The 21,805-nt window shown below is 73.8% G+C and carries 19 protein-coding genes; 9 read left to right on the forward strand and 10 right to left on the reverse strand.

All coding sequences use genetic code 11. The features are described from left to right. The first annotated feature begins 45 nt into the window (after positions 1 to 45). The gene (locus tag TK50_RS06385) at positions 46 to 990 is read left to right on the forward strand and encodes an NAD-dependent epimerase/dehydratase family protein (protein WP_043961900.1); all 945 of its coding nucleotides are present in this window, start codon (positions 46 to 48) and stop codon (positions 988 to 990) included. A gap of 24 nt (positions 991 to 1,014) precedes the next feature. Here the strand turns inward: TK50_RS06385 and TK50_RS06390 are convergent, their stop codons facing one another. Continuing rightward, complete coding sequence (locus tag TK50_RS06390; protein WP_043963949.1) at positions 1,015 to 1,968, reverse strand: DMT family transporter; 954 nt, start codon at positions 1,966 to 1,968, stop codon at positions 1,015 to 1,017. A 14-nt stretch (positions 1,969 to 1,982) separates the two neighbouring features. Then, a complete protein-coding gene (glpX, locus tag TK50_RS06395) occupies positions 1,983 to 3,014 on the reverse strand; it encodes a class II fructose-bisphosphatase (protein ID WP_043961901.1) in 1,032 nt (343 codons plus the stop codon). Positions 3,015 to 3,186: 172 nt separating this feature from the next. On the opposite strand from glpX, the gene TK50_RS06400 reads away from it, so the two are divergent. The 3 genes from TK50_RS06400 to TK50_RS06410 all read left to right on the forward strand — a co-directional run bounded on the left by TK50_RS06400 (position 3,187) and on the right by TK50_RS06410 (position 6,223). Continuing rightward, entirely contained in the window at positions 3,187 to 3,843 is a 657-nt protein-coding gene (locus TK50_RS06400) for a DUF4245 domain-containing protein (protein ID WP_043963951.1), read from the forward strand. Between the two features lie 542 nt (positions 3,844 to 4,385). Continuing rightward, entirely contained in the window at positions 4,386 to 5,207 is an 822-nt protein-coding gene (locus tag TK50_RS06405) for a hypothetical protein (RefSeq protein WP_063838552.1), read from the forward strand. Between the two features lie 158 nt (positions 5,208 to 5,365). Further along, positions 5,366 to 6,223, forward strand: a complete 858-nt coding sequence (locus TK50_RS06410) for a hypothetical protein (protein ID WP_043961903.1) — start codon at positions 5,366 to 5,368, stop codon at positions 6,221 to 6,223. A 47-nt stretch (positions 6,224 to 6,270) separates the two neighbouring features. Here the strand turns inward: TK50_RS06410 and TK50_RS06415 are convergent, their stop codons facing one another. Continuing rightward, a complete protein-coding gene (locus TK50_RS06415) occupies positions 6,271 to 6,492 on the reverse strand; it encodes an exodeoxyribonuclease VII small subunit (protein ID WP_043961904.1) in 222 nt (73 codons plus the stop codon). 42 nt (positions 6,493 to 6,534) lie between these two features. Further along, positions 6,535 to 7,755, reverse strand: a complete 1,221-nt coding sequence (gene xseA, locus TK50_RS06420; RefSeq protein ID WP_043961905.1) for an exodeoxyribonuclease VII large subunit — start codon at positions 7,753 to 7,755, stop codon at positions 6,535 to 6,537. A gap of 76 nt (positions 7,756 to 7,831) precedes the next feature. Between xseA and TK50_RS06425 the strand changes: the two genes are divergently transcribed. Continuing rightward, entirely contained in the window at positions 7,832 to 8,824 is a 993-nt protein-coding gene (locus TK50_RS06425) for a 4-hydroxy-3-methylbut-2-enyl diphosphate reductase (RefSeq protein ID WP_043961906.1), read from the forward strand. A 55-nt stretch (positions 8,825 to 8,879) separates the two neighbouring features. Further along, the gene (locus TK50_RS06430) at positions 8,880 to 9,317 is read left to right on the forward strand and encodes a hypothetical protein (RefSeq protein ID WP_043961907.1); all 438 of its coding nucleotides are present in this window, start codon (positions 8,880 to 8,882) and stop codon (positions 9,315 to 9,317) included. Positions 9,318 to 9,418: 101 nt separating this feature from the next. On the opposite strand, the gene TK50_RS06435 is transcribed toward TK50_RS06430, so the two are convergent. Further along, positions 9,419 to 12,721 carry a S8 family serine peptidase gene (locus TK50_RS06435; RefSeq protein WP_043961908.1) on the reverse strand — a complete coding sequence of 1,101 codons (3,303 nt, stop codon included), beginning with the start codon at positions 12,719 to 12,721 and terminating at the stop codon, positions 9,419 to 9,421. Between the two features lie 165 nt (positions 12,722 to 12,886). Beyond that, positions 12,887 to 14,083, reverse strand: coding sequence for a DNA recombination protein RmuC (gene rmuC / locus TK50_RS06440; RefSeq protein ID WP_043961909.1), 1,197 nt, complete (start codon positions 14,081 to 14,083; stop codon positions 12,887 to 12,889). A gap of 54 nt (positions 14,084 to 14,137) precedes the next feature. Between rmuC and TK50_RS06445 the strand changes: the two genes are divergently transcribed. Then, positions 14,138 to 14,938, forward strand: a complete 801-nt coding sequence (locus TK50_RS06445; RefSeq protein WP_043961910.1) for a hypothetical protein — start codon at positions 14,138 to 14,140, stop codon at positions 14,936 to 14,938. Positions 14,939 to 15,047: 109 nt separating this feature from the next. Here the strand turns inward: TK50_RS06445 and ppc are convergent, their stop codons facing one another. Next, positions 15,048 to 17,834, reverse strand: coding sequence for a phosphoenolpyruvate carboxylase (ppc, locus tag TK50_RS06450; protein WP_043961911.1), 2,787 nt, complete (start codon positions 17,832 to 17,834; stop codon positions 15,048 to 15,050). A 122-nt stretch (positions 17,835 to 17,956) separates the two neighbouring features. After that, entirely contained in the window at positions 17,957 to 19,018 is a 1,062-nt protein-coding gene (locus TK50_RS06455; protein WP_043961912.1) for a hypothetical protein, read from the reverse strand. Between the two features lie 98 nt (positions 19,019 to 19,116). Here TK50_RS06455 and TK50_RS06460 point away from each other — a divergent pair, with 98 nt between their 5' ends. Then, positions 19,117 to 20,157, forward strand: a complete 1,041-nt coding sequence (locus TK50_RS06460; RefSeq protein ID WP_043961913.1) for a S66 family peptidase — start codon at positions 19,117 to 19,119, stop codon at positions 20,155 to 20,157. Here TK50_RS06460 and TK50_RS06465 read toward each other — a convergent pair. Beyond that, positions 20,151 to 20,378: a winged helix-turn-helix domain-containing protein gene (locus TK50_RS06465; protein WP_043961914.1), complete on the reverse strand. Its 228-nt coding sequence runs from the start codon at positions 20,376 to 20,378 to the stop codon at positions 20,151 to 20,153. The two genes, TK50_RS06460 and TK50_RS06465, sit on opposite strands and share 7 nt — an antisense overlap. Positions 20,379 to 20,477: 99 nt before the next feature. Here TK50_RS06465 and TK50_RS06470 point away from each other — a divergent pair, with 99 nt between their 5' ends. After that, the gene (locus tag TK50_RS06470; protein ID WP_144420171.1) at positions 20,478 to 20,786 is read left to right on the forward strand and encodes a hypothetical protein; all 309 of its coding nucleotides are present in this window, start codon (positions 20,478 to 20,480) and stop codon (positions 20,784 to 20,786) included. 237 nt (positions 20,787 to 21,023) lie between these two features. On the opposite strand, the gene TK50_RS06475 is transcribed toward TK50_RS06470, so the two are convergent. Next, complete coding sequence (locus TK50_RS06475; protein ID WP_052503636.1) at positions 21,024 to 21,704, reverse strand: cyclase family protein; 681 nt, start codon at positions 21,702 to 21,704, stop codon at positions 21,024 to 21,026. Between the last annotated feature and the right edge of the window lie 101 nt (positions 21,705 to 21,805).

Raw genomic sequence — 21,805 nt, forward strand, 5'->3', positions numbered from 1 at the left:
AGCGCTGCTCTCGTTTCGTACCCCCGATTCGAAGGGTGACCTGTGATGTCGCTGCATGTGATCGTCGGCGCCGGACCCGTCGGCACCGCCACCGCCCACCTCCTGGCAGCCGCCGGCGAGCGGGTCCGGGTGGTCACCCGGCGCGGCACCGGCCCGGAGCACCCGGCCGTCGAGCGGGTCGCCGCCGACGCCGCCGACCCGGACCGGCTCGCCGCCCTCGCCGACGGCGCGGTCGCGCTCTACAACTGCGCCAACCCGGCCTACCACCGCTGGCCGACGGACTGGCCGCCGCTGGCCGCCGCGCTGCTCACCGCCGCCGGGCGCGCCGGGGCCGTGCTCGCCACGGTCGGCAACCTCTACGGGTACGGGCCGGTCGACGGACCGATGACCGAGGACACCCCGACGGTGGCGGGCGGCACGAAGGGGCAGGTCCGCAACCGGATGTGGGCCGAGGCGGTCGCTGCCCACCGGGCGGGGCGGGTCCGGGTGACCGAGGTGCGCGGCTCCGACTACCTCGGCGTCGGCGCGCTGTCGCTGCCGATGATGCTGCTGCCCCGGGTGCTCGACGGACGCCGGGCGGTGCTGCCCGTCGACTTCGACGCCCCGCACACCTGGACGTACGTCGACGACGTCGCGCGTACCCTCGTGCGGGCCGCCGCCGACGAACGCGCCTGGGGCCGGGCCTGGCACGTGCCCAGCCCGCCCGCCGTCTCCGCCCGCGAGCTGGCCGTGCGGGCCGCCGCCCTGGTCGGCGCCCCCGCCCCGAGGCTCGCCCGGCTGCCGTACCCGGCGCTGTGGCTGGGCGGGCTGGCCAACCCGTTCGCGCGGGAGCTACGCGAGACGGCGTACCAGTTCGACCGGCCCTTCCTGATGGACTCGACCGCGGCCACCGAGACCCTCGGCGTCGAGCCGACTCCGCTGGGCAGCGCGCTCGCGCAGACCGTCGCGGCCCTGCGCGCCGCCCCTGGCCCCCGTCGCCCGCTGCGGTGAGCGGGGAGCTGCGGTCGGGGGGAGCTACCGACGGGCCGGGGGCCCGAAGGCGGCGAGCAGCGCGGCGAACAGGGTGAGCGCGGCACCCAGCAGCGTGTTCACCCCCGGGTGCGACGCCGTGGTCGGCAGCACCACGTCCAGCAGGGCCGCGCCGACGACCTGCCCGGCGATGGTGGCCAGGCCGAGCAGCAGCACCCCGGTGAACCGCACGACGGCGGCGGCGACCGCGATGAAGACGATGCCGACCGGGCCGCCAAGGTAGAGCCACGGCTCGGTCGGGAGGCCGCCGCCTGGGCGGCCCCGGACGGCCACCTCCACCACGAACGCGGCGAGCAGCACCCCGGTGCCGACCGCGAAGTTGACCAGCGTCGCGGCCAGGACGCTGCCGGAGGCCACCCGGACCCGCCCGTTCACCGCCTGCTGCCACGCGAGGCCCACCCCGGCCAGCAGCGGCAGCAGCGCCAGGCCCAGCGTGGCCGGGTCGCCGAGCCGGTCGCCGACCGCCAGCAGCACGGCCAGCACGGTCAGCGCCGCGCCCACCAGACGATTCGGCGTGACCGCCTGCCGGCCGGCGGGGCCGAGCCCCGCCCGGTCGACGAGCAGGCTGCTGCCGGACTGCCCGGCGACCGCCGCCACGGTGAACACCGCCACGCCGAGCGCGCCGATGGTCAGCCCCTGGGCGGCCACGAAGAGCGCCCCGCAGGCACCGCCGAGGCACTCCCACGGCCGCAGCGAGCCGCCCGCGAGCGCCGCCCGCAGCGTGGCCAGGCCCCGCCGCCCGCTCGGGGTGGCCGGCACCAGCACCAGCAGCACCAGCAGGCCCAGGCCGAACGAGACCACCGCGGCGGCGATCCCGTCGGCCAGGCGTACGCCCAGCTCACCGTTGATCCGGGACTGCACGGCCACGGTGACCCCGGAGGCGGTGGCCAGCCCGACGGCCGTGATCCGGCGGGCGACCGGCAGGGTCGGCGGGGACATCGTCCCGGTGGCGGTCACTCCTGCTCGGCGAGGGGGCGGCCGTCGAAGTCGACGGCCGAGTACAGCGCCAGCTTCTCCAGCCGGTGGTAGGAGTCGATCACCCGGATCGTGCCGCTCTTCGAGCGCATGACGATCGACTGGGTGTACGCTCCGCCGGCCCGGTAGCTCACGCCCCGCAGCAGGTCGCCGGAGGTGACCCCGGTCGCCACGAAGAAACAGTTGTCGCCGGTGACCAGGTCGTCGGTGAACAGCACCCGGTCCAGGTCGTGCCCGGCGGCCAGGGCCTTCTCCCGCTCCTGCGCGTCGCGCGGCCAGAGCTTGGCCTGCATGACGCCGCCCATGCACTTGAGGGCGCAGGCGGCGGTGATCCCCTCCGGGGTGCCGCCGATGCCCATCAGCACGTCGACGTCCGACTCGCCCCGGGCGGCGGCGATCGCGCCCGCGATGTCACCGTCGGAGATGAACCGGATGCCCGCCCCCGTGCGGCGGATCTGGGTGACCAGGTCGTCGTGGCGGGACCGGTCCAGCACGCAGACGGTGACCTCGGACACGTCGGTGCCCTTGACCTTGGCGATCCGGCGCAGGTTCTCGGCGACCCCGGCGTTGATGTCGACCACGTCGGCGTACTCCTGGCCGACGGCCAGCTTCTCCATGTAGAACACGGCGCTCGGGTCGAACATCGCTCCCCGCTCGGCCACCGCGAGGACGGCCAGCGCGTTGGGCATGCCCTTGCTCATCAGGGTGGTGCCGTCGATCGGGTCGACCGCGACGTCGACCTCGGGGCCCGTGCCGTCGCCGACCTCCTCGCCGTTGAAGAGCATCGGCGCGTTGTCCTTCTCGCCCTCGCCGATCACCACGACGCCCCGCATCGGGATCGAGTTGATCAGCTTGCGCATGGCGTCGACGGCCGCCCCGTCGCCGCCCTCCTTGTCGCCCCGCCCGACCCACCGGCCGGCGGCCATCGCCGCGGCCTCGGTGACCCGGACCAGGTCGAGGGCAAGGTTGCGGTCGAGATCCTGGGGGGTACGCGTCCTCGTGCTCGTCATGACGGCCTCCTCCTCGCGACGTTGCGGGGTGGACCGGCGGCATGCGGCCGTCGCCGCCGCCGGCTTTGTCGCTGATCCTCACACGTTGGTCAACCTATCGCCGGGCCGGGGCGCTGGTGGCCAGCTTCCCGGCAACCGGGCGGTGGGACGTATCACCCCGGTCACTCGCGTGGTGGCGGTTCGTGGCGGGGCGACCCGGGGCTGGAACAATGGCCGGGTGGATCCCGCCCAGCCCGCCGAGCACAGCCCCGCCGAGCCGACTCCGTCGATGCCGTCGACGCCGAGCCCGTTGCCGCCGGGCCCGCCGGGTCGGGAGAAGGCCCGGTCCGAGCGGTCGCCGAAGGACATGGCGATCTCCCTGCTGGTGCTGCTCGTCCCGATCGCCCTGCTGCTCGCCTTCTACCGGGGATTCCTCGGCGGTGACCAGCCGAGCACCGTCGACCCGGCCCCCGCCGTGGAGCAGGCCCGGGCGGCCAACGCGTTCCCGGTGAGCCAGCCGGCCGGGCTCGACTCCGACTGGCGGACGGTCAGCGCCAGCTACCGCACCGTCGAGGGCGGATCCAGCCTGCGGATCGGCTATCTGACGCCGGAGGGACGGGGCGCCCAGCTGGTGCAGAGCAACGTGCCGCCGGAGCGGCTGCTCCCGGCCGAGCTGACGGCCGAGGGGCAGCCCCAGGGCCCCACCGAGGTGGGCGGGCGCAACTGGCAGCGGTACACCGCCCGGGGCAACGAGCAGGCCCTGGTGCTGCTCGAACCGGGCCGCACCGTGATCGTCGTCGGGGACGCCCGGGAGAACGAGCTGCGCCGGCTCGCCGACGCAATTCGCTAGCCAGCGCCACCGCGCCGCGCTGCACCGTGCGCCGTGCCGCACCCGTCCGCGGCCCGCGGCCTACGGCCCTCTTGGTCCGCCGTGCCGTGCCGCTTCAGTCCACGGCAGCGGCCCTCTCGGCTCGACCTGGTCCGCGCCACCATCGAACGCACATCACACAGCGTGACTCTCGCCGCTCGGCGACGCACCTGCCCCGTGCACCCCTTTGCTCTGCACCCGAATACGCAACGGGCACGCAGCGCGACGCTGCTGCCGTCTCCTTCGCTCCACCCGTCGCGCGTTTGGCCAGTTCGCATAGGTGTTGCGTGCGTGGGTGCAGAGCAAAGGGGGCGTGCGGTGTCTGGTGGGGGCGGCGGGGCGCTACGGGGAGTCAGCCCGGCCGCTCGCCCTGGACCACGGCGCAGGCGTCACGGAGAGTGGCCAAGTCGGGGTGGGGGCCGGGGCCGGCGGGGGACGGCGAGCGTCCGACCTTTCCGTTAGGCTGCCCCGGCTCGACCCCGGCCGCGCGATACGGCCGGGCAGCCTTTCGGAAAGAGAACGACGTGATCATTCGACGGTGGAGCGTCGGCGTCCTCGCCGCCGCCCTTTTCGTCCCCGCCCTGACCGCCTGCAACAACTCGACGGCCGCCGAGCCGGCTGCCGGTGGGGCGTCCGCCGCCCCGGCCGCGCCCGCCGACCCCAAGGAGGCTCTGCTCGCCTCCACCAAGGAGCTCAGCAAGGGCAACTTCACCTTCGCCATCACCGGCGGCGAGTTCAACGGCAGCGGCACGGTGCACATGCCGTCGAAGAGCGCCGAGATGAAGATGACCGGTGGCGACGCCGCCACCGAGGACTTCTCGATGGACATGCACTTCGTCTTCATCGACACCGACAGCTGGGTGAAGCTGGACATCTCCGGCCCGATGGCCGACGCGATCCCCGGGGCCAAGGAGCGCAAGGGCAAGTACCAGCACCTCGACCGCTCGAAGATCAAGGACGCCAAGGATCTCCAGTTCGACTTCGCCGACGTCGACCCGGCCGGCAGCGAGGCGCTGACCAAGGCGATCACCGACGTCAAGAAGACGGGCGAGGGCACGTACGAGGGCACCCTCGACGCGACCAAGGTCACCGATTCGGACGTCCTCGACGCCGACATCGTCAAGGGCATGGCGGACAAGGCCAGCGCCGTGCCGTTCACCGCGAAGCTCGACGCGCAGGGGCGGCTCACGGAGTTCCTCGTCAAGGTGCCGGCCGCCGGCTCGGCCAAGGCGCAGGACCTGAAGGTCACGTACGCCGACTACGGTGCGGCCACCGCCGTGCAGCAGCCGCCGGCGGACAAGGTCGTCGAGGCCTCCGACCAGCTCTACGAGATGTTCAAGAACTGATCCGGGGCAGGTGGGAGGGCGGCGTCCGCCACCCTTCCACCTGCGGACGGTGGGTCGGATGAACCGCGCGGGGATTGCGGAACCCGGCAACAGGGAACAGAAGTAGGCGTTCCCTCCGGCGCCCACGCGGGCCGGACGACCCACTTGGAGAGGTTCACGTGACCATTCGACGCTTCAGCGCGGCGGTCTTCGCCGCGACGCTGCTCACTCCTGGTCTGGCCGCCTGCAACAGCACCGGGACCGGCGAGGCGGGGGCCTCCGCGTCCCCCACGGTCTCCGGCAGCGCGGCAGCAGGCAGCGCCTCGCCCGGCAGCGCCTCGCCCGGCACGGGCGACGCCAAGCAGGCCCTGCTCAACTCCACGAACGAGATCCGCAACGGCAACTTCCGGTTCACCATGACCGGCGTCGGCACCACCGCCGAGGGGCAGGTGCACCAGCCTAGCCAGAGCGCCCAGATCAAGCTGAGCATCGGCGACGCCTCCTCGGACGTCTCGATGAAGCTCGACCTGGTGCACCTCAAGCCCGACAGCTGGGTCAAGCTCGACCTCGGCGGCCAGGCGGCCAAGCTGCCCGGTGTGCAGGGCCTCAACCTCGGCAAGTACCAGCACCTCGACCAGAGCCGGATCAAGGGCAACCGCAACCTGGGCTTCGACTTCGAGAAGGTCGACCCGGCCGGCAGCGAGGTGCTGACCCAGGGCGTCACCGAGGTGCGGCAGACCGGTGAGGGCGCGTACGCGGGCACCATCGACGTGACGAAGGCCGCCGAGGCCGGCTCGCTGAACGCCGAGCTGATCAAGGCGCTCGGGCAGCAGGCCCAGTCCGTGCCGTTCACCGCGAAGCTGGACCCGCAGGGCCGGCTCAGCGAGCTGGTCGTGCAGATCCCGGCGTCCGGGCAGAACAAGGCCCAGGACATCCGGATCACGTACGCCGACTACGGCGCGGCGACCGCCGCCCAGCGCCCGCCGGCCGACCAGGTCGTCGAGGCCCCGAAGGAGCTGTACAACCTGTTCAACTGACGGGTGTGCCGGGGCGGCGACAGCGCCGCCCCGCAGCCACGTCCGCCTCAGGCGTCCGGCTGCCGCCGGGCCGCGTCGATGCGGGCCCGCGCGCCGTCGAGCCAGTGCTGGCAGACCTCGGCCAGCTTCTCGCCGCGCTCCCACAACGCCAGCGACTCCTCCAGCGAGGTGCCGCCCGTCTCCAGCCGTTCCACCACCGTGGCCAGCTCGGCGCGGGCCTGCTCGTAGCTGAGCCGCTCGTCCGGCCCGGCGTTCTTCTCGTCAGTCATCCGTCCCATCCCAGCACATCCCGCCCCGCGGTCACGCGCGGCTCAGCCGTCGACCGTGGCGGCCAGCTCGCCTTCGGCGAGGCGGACGCGCAGCGCATCGCCCCGGCCCACCTCTCCGGCCGCCCGCACCACGTGGCCGTCGGCGCGCTGGACGATCGCGTAGCCCCGCTCCAGGGTCGCGGCGGGGGACAGGGCGCGCAGCCGGGCCAGGGTGTGCCGCAGTTCGTCCTGGGCCGCGCCGAGCCGGTGGTGCAGGGTGCGCCCCGCCCGCTGGCGCAGCGCGGTCACGTCGGCGGCCCGCTGCTCCACCATCACCTGCGGCCGGGCCAGCACCGGCCGGGACCGCAGCCCGTCGAGGCGGTGCGCCTCCCGGTCGACCAGGTTGCGGACCGCGCGTTCGACCCGCTGCCGGGCCTGCCGGATCAGGCGCAGCTCCTCGGCCAGGTCGGGCACGACCCGCTTCGCGGCGTCCGTCGGGGTGGAGGCCCGCACGTCGGCGACGTAGTCGACCAGCGGCGCGTCCGTCTCGTGGCCGATGGCGCTGACCACCGGCGTACGGCAGGCGAAGACCGCCCGGCACAGCGCCTCGTCGGAGAACGGCAGCAGGTCCTCGATGCCGCCGCCGCCCCGGGCGATGACGATCACGTCGACGGTCGGGTCGGCGTCGAGCGCCTTCAGCGCGTCGACGATCTGCGGCACCGCGCCCGGCCCCTGCACGGCCACGTTGACCGTGCGGAACTCGACCGCCGGCCAGCGCCGCCGGGCGTTGGTCAGCACGTCCCGCTCGGCGGCCGAGGCGCGGCCGGTGATCAGCCCGATCCGGCCCGGCAGGAACGGCAGCCGGCGCTTGCGGGCCCGGTCGAACAGCCCCTCGGCGGCCAGCAGCTTCTTGAGCTTCTCCAGCCGGGCCAGCAGCTCGCCGAGGCCCACCTGGCGGATCTCGTCGGCGCGCAGGCTCAGCGTGCCCCGGGCGGCGTAGAACTCGGGCTTGGCGTGCAGCACCACCCGGGCGCCCTCGCGCAGCTCGGGGGCCCCGGCGTCGAGGACGTCCCGGTTGGTGGTGACCGTGAGGCTCAGGTCGGCCGACGGGTCGCGCAGGGTGAGGAACACCGTGCTGGCCCCGGGTCGGCGGCTGATCTGCGCCACCTGCCCGTCGACCCACACCCAGCCGAGCCGGGCGATCCACGCGCCCACCTTCTGGCTGACGACCCGCACCGGCCACGGCTCGTCGGAGCTGCTGCGCCCGCTCTCATCCGCACTCACGCCCCCACCCTACGGACGCCGGGAGGGCGGCCCGCGCAGCCGGTGCCGCCTGTCGGTGCGGCAGTACGATGGGCGGGTGACTCAGGCTGAGACGACTCCCCGGACCGGCAAGCGCGTGCTCCTGGCCAAGCCCCGCGGCTACTGCGCGGGCGTCGACCGGGCGGTGCAGACCGTCGAGGAGGCGCTCAAGCTCTACGGCGCCCCGATCTACGTGCGCAAGCAGATCGTGCACAACAAGCACGTGGTGCAGACCCTGGAGGCCAAGGGCGCGATCTTCGTGGAGGAGAACGAGGAGGTGCCCGAGGGGGCCACCGTGATCTTCTCCGCCCACGGCGTCGCCCCGGAGGTCTACGAGCAGGCGAAGGCCCGCTCGCTCAAGGCGATCGACGCCACGTGCCCGCTGGTGACGAAGGTGCACCAGGAGGCCAAGCGGTTCGCCGCCGAGGACTACGACATCCTGCTGATCGGCCACGAGGGGCACGAGGAGGTCATCGGCACCGCCGGTGAGGCCCCCGCGCACATCCAGCTCGTCGACGGCCCGGACGACGCCGACAAGGTCACCGTGCGGGACCCGAGCAAGGTGGTGTGGCTCTCCCAGACGACGCTGTCGGTCGACGAGACGCTGGAGACCGTGGCCCGGCTCAAGTCCCGGCTGCCGCTGCTGCAGTCGCCGCCCAGCGACGACATCTGCTACGCCACCTCCAACCGCCAGCACGTGGTGAAGGAGATCGCCCCCGACTGCGACGTGGTGCTCGTCGTCGGCTCGCGCAACTCCTCGAACTCGGTCCGGCTGGTCGAGGTCGCCCTGGACGCCGGGGCCCGCGCCGGCCACCTCGTCGACTTTGCCCACGAGATCGACGACGCCTGGCTGGAGGGGGCCCGCACGGTGGGCCTGACCTCCGGGGCCAGCGTCCCCGACGAGCTGGTCCAGGAGGTCCTGGCGCACCTCGCCGCGCGGGGCTTCACCGACGTCGACGAGGTGGTCACCGCCAACGAGCGGCTGACCTTCTCGCTGCCGCAGGAGCTCAAGCGCGACATGAAGGCCGCCGCCGCCTCGGCCCGCGCCTGACCGGGCCGGGCCGCCAGGGCGGGAACGGATCAGCGGCGGGAAGCGTCTGATCGGTATGAAGACTCCTCGGACCATCGTCGCCGCGTTGGTCACCTGCGCGGCCCTGAGCGCCTGCGGCGGCCAGGGCACCGGTGACGGCAGCGCCGCCCCCAGCCCCTCCGGAGGAGCCGCGGTGACCGACGCGCCCAGCGCCGACCCGGTCGACCCGTCCGCCCCGTCCGGTTCGGTGCCCCCGGGCCGCCCGAGCCTCCCGCCGAAGCCGGGCCGCCCCAGCGTCCCGCCGGGCGTCGGGGCCACCACGCTCACCGGCACCGTGGAGGCGGGCGTGGAGCCCGGCTGCCGCCTGCTGGACGGCTACCAGCTCATCGGCGGCCCCGCCGACGTGCTCACCGCGGGCGCCAAGGTCGAGGTCACCGGCCGGGCCAAGCCCGACCTGCTCAGCACGTGCCAGCAGGGGATCCCGTTCGTCGTGGAGTCCGCCCGCCGTTCCTGACCCGCGAGCCGGGCCCCTGGCCCGGTACCGACAGGAGCCCGCCCCCGCGGGGGCGGGGACGGGCTCCTGTGGTGAGGCGGAGGGTGGTCAGGCGGCGCGGATCAGTTGACCGCGCCGATCGCGACCGAGCCGCGGCCGACGACCGCGCCCTCGGTGGTGGTGACGGCCAGGTCGCCGTAGAGCGCCCGACCGGCGGCCGGGGCGGACTGGGCGGTCACCGTGCCGGTGAGGGCGGCGGTGGCGCCGTTGGCCAGGGAGAGCGGGGTGGCCGGAGCGGTCAGCGTGCCCAGCGACGCCGCCGAGAACGAGTCCCGGTAGTCGTAGGCGGTGCTGGTGCCCGGCCCGTCGACGGCGTACCCGTCGACCAGGACGCGGTAGGTGCCGGCCGGCGGGTTGGTCAGCGTCACCGCCTCCTCCGAGTCGCCGTCGGCCGAGCGGCCGACCTCGGTGGTGCCCCGGAAGACGAACAGGTCCAGGTCGGCCCCCAGGTCGGCCGTGTTGCCGATGCGGGCCGTGAAGCTGGCCGCGCCGGCCGGCACCTCGACCAGGTACTCCTGCTGCGCGCCCTCGGCGATCGTCGGCCGCTCGGCGTGCACGCTGGCCAGCGGGCCACCCTGACCGGTCACCGAGACCGGGCCGAAGGTGTTGGTCAGGCCCCAGGTGACCTCGGTCGGTGCGCCGGCGGTGACCGACGGCAGCTCGACCACGGCCGGCGAGACGGCGACGCCCTGGACCCGCACCTGGAGCTGGTACGGGTTGTCCAGCGCGGGCGAGGTGCGCCGCGACTCCACCTCGAACTCCCAGACCCCGGCGATCGGGTTCTGGTAGTCCCGCTCCTGCGGCTTGCAGGCGGCGGCGTTGGAGAAGTTGGTGTAGCAGGCGGTGCTCGCGGTGCTCTCCACCGGCACGCCGTACGGGTTGAACGCGATGAACCGGGTCTGCGAGCCGGTGGCGATGCCGGACAGGTTGACCTGGATCGCGCCCGCGCCCGGCGGGACCGTCACGAAGTACGAGGTGGAGCTGTTCCGCTCGACCGAGCCCTCGGCCGAGAAGGAGTAGGCCGGCTTCGCCACGTCGGTGGCGGCCACCACGACGGTGGAGACCTCGAAGTCGACCACCGAGGTGGCCGGGTCGTCGATCACCAGGAGCGCGCCGTGCGCCCCGGGGGTCGTCGGCTTGGCCTTCACGGGGATCGTGAGGGTCTTGTTCAGCGGCAGCCACACCTGCTTCTGCGCGCTGAAGGTGCCGTCGTTGCCGCGCAGCGTCACGGTGTGCAGCAGGCTCTTGTTCGGGCCGCTGGTGCGGGTGACCTTGACTTCGTACGTCTTGGACTTCTTCAGCGGCTGCCCGCCCTGCGCCACGGCGCAGCGGTTGTAGACGCCGGTGCCCCGGTGCGGGTTCGGCACGAAGGTGCCGGTGGCCTTGTCGTAGCGGGTCAGGTTCGCCGACAGCTCGGTGCAGACGGGCGCGTCGGAGACGTACGACCGGGTCTGCACGCCCTTGTCCAGCAGTGCCCACGCGCCCGGCACGTCGAACATGCCGTAGCCCTGCGCGTACGTCGCGACGCCCGCGATGGGCTTGGCCGAGGTGTAGACGGCCCGGCGCAGCGCGGCCGGGGTGACCCCCTTGTCGGTCGCCTTGGCGGCCGACAGCAGCAGCGCGGCGGCGCCGGCGGCCTGCGGGGACGCCATCGAGGTGCCGTTGAGCATCTGGTAGCCCGGCGGCAGCGGGTAGCCGGCCTCGGGGACGGGGTTGCCGGCCTGCCAGGTCGGCGCGGTGGAGATCGCCGAGCCGGGGGCCGCGATGTTCGGCTTGAAGCCGCCGTCCTCACGCGGGCCGCGCGAGGAGAAGTTGAACAGGGCGTTGTCCTTGGCCACGACCGAGCCGTAGTTGCCCAGCCAGGTGTCCTTGCTGATGCTCGCCGCGACGCTGACCACGTTGTCGGCCACCGACGGGTCGCCGACGGTGTTCAGCCCGGGGCCGGAGTTGCCGGCCGAGATGAACAGCTGCACGCCGTACGTGTTGATCAGCTCGTTGTAGAGCTGGGAGCGGGCGTTCGAGCCGTCGTTGAGCGCCGGCAGGCCGCCGATCGACATGTTGACCACGTCGACCCTGCGGTTGATCACCAGGTCGGCCATGCCGGTGGTGAGCGCCGCGGCGGTGCAGCCGCCGCCCCAGGAGCAGGCGCGGGCCGAGACCAGCTTCGCGCCGGGGGCCGCCCCGTCGAACGCGCTGTTGCCCAGCATGTCGTTGGCGGCGGTGATGCCGGCGACGTGCGTGCCGTGGGTCGACTCGACGATGCCGATGTTGACGTAGTCGACCAGGCCGGGGCCGCCGACCGGCGTCGTGTCGACGTCCTCGCGGTATTCGACGACGAACGGGATCTGCTCGCGGACCGCGGTGGCCGGATTGTCCGTGCCGAAGCGCCCGACCTGGAACTTCTCCTTGTACGGGCGCATCACCGGGTCGTCGGTGAAGTCCCGGTTGCCGTTGGCGTCGACCCGGATGTCGTGGGTCGTGGCGTCGTAGAGGATGCCGAAGGTGTCGGTGGTGTCGCCGTCGCGGTTGACGTCACCGGCCGGGTCGCTGCCCGCCGTGATCGACTCGCGGAACGTGTTGAACCGGTAGCTGCCGGCCGGGGCCGTCCACGTCGCGCCGCCCGCGGTGAAGCTCGGGCCGGAGACCTCGGTGATCATCGCGCGCCAGGTGGCGTCCTCCAGCGGGTCCGTGGCGGTCACCCAGTCCACGATCTTGCGCTCGCCGGTGGTGGTGGTCTGGAGCGCCGGGTGGTCGAGGTCCACACCGGAGTCCATGATGCCGATGGTGACGCCGCGGCCGTCCCACGCCGGGTGCGCGGCCTTGAACGCCTCCGCCCCGGTCTCGTTGGTCGGCATGTACGGGTTCACCGCGCCGGTGTCGGCGCCCGGCCCGGCCAGGGTCTCGCCCTGCGCGGCGACCTTCGCGCCGGCCGGCGCGGCCTCCGGGGCCGGGTCGGGGAGCTGGATGGTCTCGTCGAGGTCGACCGCGGCGACGCCGGGGAGCGTGGCGGCCTTGAGCACCTTCGCGGTGGGGACCTTCGCCAGGACGTAGCCGATGGAGTCGAAGCGCCGGCTCACCGTGCCGCCGAGCTGCCGCACCGCGTCCGCGACGTCCTTCGCCTCGCCCTTGTCGGTGGCGACGATCAGGGTGACGGTCTTGGCGTGCTTCGCCTCGGCCTCGCTCAGTAGCTTGGCGTCGTGTGCGCCCAGCGTCTCCACGGCGGTGGCCTGCGGAGCCTCCGTGTCGGTGGCGGGGGCGGCGCTCGCGGTCGCGGCGCCACCGACGCCGGTCATGGCGCCGGCGGCCACGACCGACGCGAAGAGCCCGGCGGAGGTGCGCCGGCTCAGGTTTCGGGGTCTGCTCACGTTCTCTTTTCCTCCAGAGAACAGGGCCCTGAAGTCACAGGGCGCGCGTGAGCGAAATCCTTTGTGCTGGCTGTGGCTGGTGTCACTACCGGCCGGTACGTTGTGACCACTTCGTGACATGCATAGGCGCGCATTGTCACATGTGTGCTGCTATCGAGGTCGGGTCTACGGGTCCACTGGGGACGGCCCGGTCAGGCGGTCGAGCCGCAGGTCAGGCCCGTCGGCCCCGCCGAGCAGCTCGGGGGCCTGCGGCTGGCGGGGGGCCACCTCCACCTGCGGCGGCGCGGTCAGCTCCCGGTCCGACACGCCCAGCTCGGCGAGCTTGCGGGCGCTGACCAGCACCCGCGCCTCCAGCGAGCCGACCGCCCTGTTGTACGCGGTCACCGCCCCGCCCAGCGACGCCCCCAGCTTGCCCACGTGGTCGCCCAGCGTGGACAGCCGCCCGTACAGCTCGCGGGCCAGCGAGTGCACCGCCACCGCGTTGCGGGCCAGCGCCTCCTGCCGCCACGAGTACGCCACCGTGCGCAGCAGCGCCACCAGGGTCGCCGGGGTGGCCAGCACCACGTTGCGGGCGAACGCGTGCTCCAGCAGCGTCGGGTCGCGCTGCAACGCCACGTCGAGGAACGGGTCGGCTGGCACGAACAGCACCACGAACTCCGGGGTCTGGTCGAACGCCGCCCAGTACGTCTTCGCCGCCAGCGCGTCGACGTGCGCCCGCAGGTGCCGCGCATGCGCGTCGAGGTGGGTGTCCCGCCCCCGCTCGTCGCGGGCCTCCATCGCCGTCAGGTACGCGTCGAAGGGCGCCTTCGCGTCCACCACCACGGAGCGGCCACCGTGCAGCCGGACCACCAGGTCGGGGCGTACCCCCTGGTGGTCCGTCGCGGCGGTGACCTGCTCGTTGAAGTCGCAGTGCTCCAGCAGGCCGGCGGCCTCGACGATCCTGCGCAGCTGGTGCTCGCCCCAGCGCCCCCGCACCTGCGGCGCGCGCAGGGCCGCCACGAGCTGCTTGGTCTCGGTGCGCAGCTCGCCGGAGACCGCGCCCATCGCCCGCACCTGCTCGCGCAGCTCGGCGTACGCGTCGACCCGCGCGTGCTCCAGCTCGGCGACCCGGGACTCGTAGCGGCGCAGCGTCTCGTGCAGCGGCGCCACCGCCCGCGCCACCGCCTCCTGCGACTGCGCGGTCGCCTCGTAGCTCAGCGCCCGCATCGACTGCTCCAGCCGCCCCTCGCCCTCCCGGGTCGCGGCCAGGGTGGCCTCCAGCCGGGCGAGGTCGGCCGCCGACCGGGACCGGGCCGCGAACCAGCCCAGCGCGCCGCCCACGCCGAGACAGAGCACCACCACGGCCAGCGTCGAGAAGCTCATCACCAGAGCTTGCCAAACGCGTACGACGGGCGCGCCCCGGGTACTTTTCAAGGCATGGAAATTCTGCTCGCGGTCATCCTCGTGGCGCTGCTCGTCGGCGGTTTCGTCTGGTGGCGCCGGGAGAGCGCGGCCCGCGAGGCGCGCAGCCTGGCCGACGTGCGCGCCGACGCCCAGCGCTGGTACGAGCGACTCGGCGGCCAGGTGATGAACCTGCACGGCGACTCCCCGGCCGTGCGCCAGGCCCTCGTCGACGCCGGTGAGCGGTACAACGCGGCGGGCAGCCAGCTGGAGCAGGCCCGCACCGTCCACCAGTACCGGCTGGCCCGGGAGACCGCCCTCGAAGGGCTGGCGTACGCCCGCGCGGCCCGTATCGCGCTCGGCATCGACCCCGGTCCCGAGCTGCCGCCGCTGGCCTCCGCCGAGGGCACCGGCCAGCTCACCCGCGAGCGCGAGGTCAACGTGCAGGGGCAGACGTTCCGGGCCGGCCCGCAGCCCGGCCAGGGCACGCCCTACTACTACCCCGGCGGCCGCTACCAGGGCCGCCCCGTGCCGGCCGGCTGGTACTCCACCCCGTGGTGGAAGACGGCGCTCGGCGCGGGCGCGGGCGTGCTCGGCGGCATGCTGATCGCCGACGCGCTCTTCTCTCCGGCGTTCGCCGACCCCGGCTACGAGGCCGGCTACCAGGAGGGCTTCGGCGACGGCGCGGACTTCGGGGGTGACTTCGGCGGCGGCGACTACGCCACCGCGGGCGACTTCGGCGGCGGCGACTACGGCACCGCCGGCGACTTCTCGGGCGGCGGCGACTTCGGCGGTGGTGACTTCGGTGGCGGCGATTTCGGTGGCGGCGACTTCTGACGCCGCTCCCGGCTGCCCGCTCCCGAGGGACCGGCCCCGCCTGCCGGCGGGCGTTGAAGAGGGCCCCCTGCTATGCGGAATGCGTTGACAGGGGGCCCTTCCTTACACCTCAGCCGGTGTTGCGCATGCCGGCGGCGATGCCGTTGACAGTGGTGAGCAGCGCCCGCTCCAGCGCCGTACCGTCGCTCGGGGCCCGCCGCCCGCCCGGGGCCGTGGCCACCGCCCGGCCCGCCGCGCCGGAGTCGCGGTACTGCCGCAGCAGCGCCACCTGGAGGTGGTGCAGCGGCTCCAGGTAGGTGTCGCGCACCGCGAGGGTGCGCTGGAGCACCGGCGAGTTCTCCAGCAGGGCCGGCGAGGCGGTGACCGCCAGCACCTCCCGCTTGGTCAGCTCGTACTCCTGCTCGATCTTCTCGAAGATCGGGTGCAGCTTCTTCGGCACGAGGGTCTCCACGTACCGGCGGGCGATGCTGAGGTCGGTCTTGGTCAGCATCATCTCGACGTTCGACAGGAACGTGCGGAAGAAGTGCCAGTTCCGGTGCATCTCGGCCAGCACGTCCTCCAGGCCGGCCTCGCGCGCCGCCGCCAGCCCCGAGCCGACCCCGAACCAGCCGGGGACGATCTGCCGGGTCTGCGTCCAGCCGAACACCCACGGGATGGCCCGCAGGCCGGACAGGCCGGCCCCGGTGTTGGGCCGCTTCGCCGGGCGGGAGCCGATGTTCAGCGCGCCGAGCAGCTCGGTGGGGGTGGACGCCCAGAAGTACGCCGGCAGGTCCGGGTCCTCCACCAGCGACCGGTACGACCGGAACGCCGCGTCGGAGATCACGTCCATCGACGCGTCCCAGCGCTCCAGCTGTTCGGCCGGCTGCCGGGGCGCGGTGTGCAGCAGGGTCGCCTGGAGCACGGCGGCCATGGTCAGCTCCAGGTTCTCCCGGGCCAGCGCCGGCAGCGTGTACTTGTCGGAGATGACCTCGCCCTGCTCGGTGACCTTGATCGCGCCGTCGAGGGTGCCGTACGGCTGGGCCAGGATCGCCTCGTGGGTGGGGCCGCCGCCGCGCCCGACGGTGCCGCCCCGGCCGTGGAACAGCCGCAGGTGCACGCCGTGCCGGGCGGCCACGTCCCGCAGCGCCCGCTGCGCCCGGTGGATGGACCACTGGCTGGTGGTGATGCCCGCCTCCTTGTTGGAGTCGGAGTAGCCCAGCATCACCTCCTGCACGTCGCCCCGGGCCGCCACCAGCGACCGGTAGGCCGGCAGCGACAGCAGCTCGTCGAGCAGCTCGCCGCCGGCGTTCAGCTCGGCGGGGGTCTCCAGCAGCGGCACGAAGCCGATCCGGGCCCGGCCGCTGTGCACGTCGACCAGCCCGGCCTCGCGGGCCAGCACGACCGCCGCGAGCACGTCGTCGACGCCGAGGGTCATCGAGATGATGTACGACTCGATGACCTCGGAGCCGAACCGGTCCTGCGCGTCGCGGATGGTGGAGAACACGTCGAACGTCTTGCGCGCGCTCTCGGTCAGCGGCGTGTCCAGCGTCGACAGGGGCCGGCGGCCGGTCAGCTCGTCGGCGAGCAGCTTGGTGCGCTCCAGGCGGGTCAGCGACGGGTAGTCGGACACCTCGCCGACGGCCGCGTAGAGCTGGGTGAGCACCTCGTGGTGCTTCTCGGCGTGCTCCCGCACGTCCATCGTCGCCAGGTGCAGGCCGAACGCGGACACCGTGCGGATGGTGGAGGCGAGCCGGCCCACGGCGGTGAGCTGGCCGGCGTTGCGGGCCAGCGAGGCGCGCAGCAGCTCCAGGTCGGCGATCAGCTCCGCCGCGCCCTGGTAGTCGCGCCCCGGCACGTGCGGGGTGCCCCGGCGCAGCCGCTCCCGGGTGTTGGCCAGCTTCGCCTTCACGCACCGGGCCTTCAGCCGGTAGGGCTCCTCGGCGTTGACCCGGCGGAACCGGGGGGCCACCTCGGGCAGCGCGTCCAGGTCGGCGGCGAGGCTGGCCGACAGGTCCAGCGACACCCCGCGCAGCCGGCGGGACACGGACACCTCGTTGATGAGGTGCTCCATCGCCGCCTCGGTGGCCGCGATGCCGTGCTCGTGCTGGATGCGCAGCACCTCGCCGGTGACCTGCGGGGTGACGAACGGGTTGCCGTCGCGGTCGCCGCCGATCCAGGTGCCGAACGTCAGCGGGCGGGCCGTCGGGGACGTCTCCACGCCGAGGGTGCGCAGCGTGTCGGCGAGGTCGTCGAGCACCTGCGGGGCGGCCTCGGCGTAGAGATCACGCAGGTAGTAGATGGCGTTGCGGGCCTCGTCGGTCGGGTCCGGCCGGTCGAGCCGCAGCTCGTCGGTCTGCCACATCAGGTCCAGCAGCTCGGCCAGGCGGCGGTTGGCCGGCCCTTCGTCGCTGGCCCCGTAGAGGATCGCGTTGGCGGTCTCGGCGTCCAGCTCGTCGGCGACGGCGCGCAGCTTCGACAGGATCGACCGGCGGGCCGCCTCGGTCGGGTGGGCGGTGAAGACCGGGCGTACGGCGAGCCGGCGGGCCGCCGCCGCGATCTCCTCGGCGGGCACTCCGCGCTCGGCGATCATCTTGGCCGCCTGGTCCAGCCAGCCGCCCTGGACCGCCCGGCGGCGGCGCAGGTCGCGGGCCCGGTGCACCTGCTCGGTGATGTTGGCCAGGTGGAAGTAGGTGGAGAAGGCACGGGCGAGCTTCGTGCCGGTGGTCACATCGAGCCCACCGAGGCGCTGCGCGGCGGCCGGGGCGTCGGAACGGACCTGGGCCCGGATCTCCTCGACCAGGTCGAGCAGCGGGCGGCCCTCCTGCCGGGCGAGGGTCTGCCCGAGCAGCGTGCCGAGGCGGCGGATGTCGGCCCGCAGTGCGGCGTCCGGGCCGTCGTGGTCGTGCTGGTCGGTCACGGGTGCGCTCCTTACGCCGGGGACGAAGGACAGCGCTGTCCGACTCCCTGGATCGTATCCGCGCCGCCCCCTTCGAAAGGAAGGGCCCCTTGTTATCGCTTCTGTCGTACAGGGTGCCCCTGCTAACCGCGCTCGGTCCGCGGGGGCGCATCGTCGCTGGTGGGAGGCGTGTTGGCCGGGTGGCGGGCGGCAGCGCGCCGGCCCCGGACCAGGGTGGCCGTGAGCAATCCCACGACGCCGACCGCCACCCACAGGGCGAGCCCGGCCAGCGGCCAGCCCATCGACCGGCGGTCGAAGTACACCGCCGACTTGATCAGGTCGGTGGTGAGCCCGGGCACGTTCCACCGGTGCATCCCGCGCAGCCAGGTGGGCAGGAACTCGGGGGCGTAGATGCCGCCGGAGCCGGGGTTGCCGAGCACCACCAGCAGCAGGATGACGAGCCCGGTGCCGAGCAGCCCGAGCCAGCCCTGCACGGCGGAGGCGATCATGGCGGCGGCGAAGACGGCCAGCGCACCGACCGCCGCCACCGCCGGCACGTCGTGGTGCCAGACGTCCAGCACCGGGCCGACGACGAGCGCGCCCGCCACGCCGAGCACCACCGCGTACGCCGCGAACGCGGCGATGCGCAGCCCGGCGCGGGCGAGGCTGCGGGGCGCGGTGCCGGTGCGCAGGCCCAGCGCGGTGGCGGCGAGGTAGCCGCCGAGGACGTACCCGACCGCGAGGTAGAACGGGACGAGACCGCGCGGGTCGCTCTGCTCCACCGGCACCTCGTCGGTGACCGTCAGCGGCAGGTCGCCCCGCCGGGCGGCCTCGGCGAACACCTGGTCGACCACCTCGGTGGCGGCCGGCGCGGCGGCGCTGGCGGTGGTGAGGAGCAGCCCGCCCTCCGGGGTGGAGGTGAGCACGCCGTACACCTCGCGACCGGTGAGCCCGTCGTCGGCGGCGGCCGGATCGTCGTACTCGATGGGTTCGATCTTGTCGGTCTCGCGGCGCACGGCGGCCATGACCGCCTGGGCGCGCTGGTCGCCGAGGACCACCCCGACCGGCACGTCGCGCGGGGTCGGGTCGTGCAGCGCCCCCACGTAGGCGGCGATGAACCCCGTCGCCAGGGCCAGGGTGCCGAGCAGCAGCGCGGCGGTGCGGGGCAGCCACGCGCGCACCGGGATGTCCGGCTCCTCGTCCACACGGCCAGCCTAGGGGCAAGATGCGCGGATTGCGGTGGTTCGCCATCCCCGCCGTCGCGAGGCCGAAAAGCGGTGGTGGCGGCCGGTAGCGTCCGATCATGGAGTCGCTGCGTTATCCGCCGAAGCCCCGGCCCGGCGACCGGGTCGCGGTCGTGTCACCCTCCGCCGGGCTGCCGGCGGTCTTCCCCCACGTGTACGAGCTGGGCCTGCGCCGGCTGCGCGAGGAGTTCGGCCTGGAACCGGTCGAGTACCCGACCACCCGAGCACTGGGCGCGGACCCGCGCGACCGGGCCCGGGACGTCAGCGCCGCCTTCGCCGACCAGACGGTCACCGCCGTGCTCGCCACGGTCGGCGGGGACGACCTGATCACGGTCACCCCGCACCTGGACGACGCCGTGCTGCGGGCCAACCCGAAGCCCTACTTCGGCTACTCGGACAACACCAACCTGCTCAACCACCTCCACCGGCTCGGGATCGTCGCGTACCACGGCGGGTCCGTGCTGGTGCACCTCGGCCGGCCCGGCGCGCTGCACCCGGTGACCGCCGACTCGCTGCGCGCCGCCCTGTTCACCCCCGGCTGGTACGACCTCGCGCCGGCCCCCGAGTGGGGCGACCAGCCGAACGACTGGCGCGACCCGGCCACCCTCGCCGCCGAGCCGCCCATGTTCCCAGGCGGCGGCTGGCACTGGCAGGGGCCGGCGCGGGTCGTGCGGGGCCGGACCTGGGGCGGCAACCTGGAGATCCTGCACTGGCTGCTGGCCACCGACCGGGTCGGCGGGGTCGCCGACCACGCGGGCGAGGTGCTGATCGTCGAGACCTCGGAGGAGCTGCCGTCGGCGACCGAGGTGTACCGGATCCTGCGCAACCTGGGGGAGCGGGGGCTGCTCGCGGGCTTCCCGGCGGTGCTCGTCGGCCGGGCCAAGGCGTGGGACTTCGACCGCCCGCACACGCCTGAGCAGCGCCGGGCGTACGCCGACGCGCAGCGGGCGGCGGTGACCCGGGCGCTCGCCGAGTACGCCCCGGACGCGGTGGTCGTCTTCGACGTCGACCTCGGCCACACCGACCCGCAGCAGATCGTCCCGTACGGGGGCGAGGTCGTCGTCGACGCCGTCGAGGGGCGGATCAGCGTGCGCTACTGACCGTCCGGCTCCCGCACGAAGACGCCCGCGCCCGGGGCGCCCTCGACCAGTCCGCGCGCCTTCAACCAGTCGACGGCCGACCGGACCACCTGGCGGGAGACGTCGAACTCGGCGCACAGCTCCGTGCCGGAGGGCAGCTTGGCTCCCGGTGGGTTATCGCCCGACTCGATCCGGCTGGTCAGGGCGTCGATGAGTCGCTGTTTCTTCGTGTACGCAGGCATGGGCTTACTTCCGTGGCAGGTTCGCCCGGCGGATGAAGAGCGGCCCGGGGTGGAGGTGGCACTCCAGTCCCGGGCCTTGACCGGGAAGGACCCCGGCCCATGCGTAACCTACCGAACTTCGCCCATTCGTCCTGGTGTCTGCGCGGCCCCGACTGTGCCGTGTCGAGCGGCCTGCACCTGTCCGGCCTGGTCGACGCCGCGGTTCGTGGCGACGAGGTCATTAAGGTGCGGCTCGGCCTGTGGCGGATGGACGTCGGCCCCACCCCGCCGTCCGGCCTGCTGCTCGAACTCTCGGCCGGGGCGGACGTCGAGCGCTGGCCGATCGACCTGGCCCAGTCCCGGTCCCTGGTCGACCTGTCCGGCCGGCTGCTGGCCGGCCTCGACTCGGAGGCGACGCGGGCCGCCTGACCGGCGACCCGCCAGCGGCGTCGGGAACCACGTGAATCTTGGACGGTTCCGGTTCCCCGGGAGCCGTAAGTGTCCAAGGTCTCCGTTGGCGACGCGCTGGTGCCAGATGGCGGCGTGGCGACGTCGCTGACGGGGAGAGATCGGGCAGATCTTGGTGAGTTTCGGCCCCTGGAGGGGCCGTTTGGCACCAAGATCTCCCGGTCCGCGCCCGGTGGGGCGAGGCCAGGCGACGACGTTCTATTCAGTGAGGACGGCGAAGGCGCGGACCGGGAACGTGCCCATTCCCGCCACCATCGGCGGGGCGGCCGTGAACCGGAAGCCGGTCGGCGGCAGCGCGTCCAGGCCGGTCAGGTGCTCCACGATCGGGACGCCGGCCGCCAGCAGGCCGCTGTGCGCCGGCCGCTCGCCCCGGGCCGCCGGGCTCATGTCGTCGATGTTGATCGAGTCGATGCCGACGAGGGCCGCCCCGGCCTCGACCAGCCACGCCGCGCCGTCCCCGGTCAGGTAGGGCGCGTCGGGGGAGGCGTACCGGTCGGTGCCGAAGTGCGTGGACCAGCCGGTGTGCAGCAGCACCGCCCGCCCCGCCACCTTGTGCGGGGCGAGCAGCGGGCGATCCACCGCGCGGGTGCCGGCGGGCACCCGGACCACGATCCCCGGCAGGTCGGCGAGGCGGTCCAGCCCGACGCCGGTGAGGTCGGCCCCGTCGGCCCACCGGTGCGCGGGCGTGTCCACGTACGTGCCGGTGTTGGCGATCATCTCGATCCGCCCGACCTGGAACTCCGTGCCCGGGGCGTAGTTCGCCCGGGACGCCTCCCGGGTCAGCCACTCGGTGACCCGGGGCGCCGGCCAGCCGGGCAGCGTGGTCATGCCGTCGCTGATCACGTGGCTCAACTCGACCAGCCGTCGCCGTCCCGTCATGCCCCGGACTCGACCACGTGCCCGGGTCGCCGGTCAAGCGGGGATAGGCTGGGGTGCTGTCGACCCCCCGTCCCCGCCGGGCGCGGGGGCTCCGCCGTGTG

This window comes from Micromonospora haikouensis (genome assembly GCF_000876225.1).
GTDB lineage: Bacteria > Actinomycetota > Actinomycetes > Mycobacteriales > Micromonosporaceae > Micromonospora > Micromonospora haikouensis.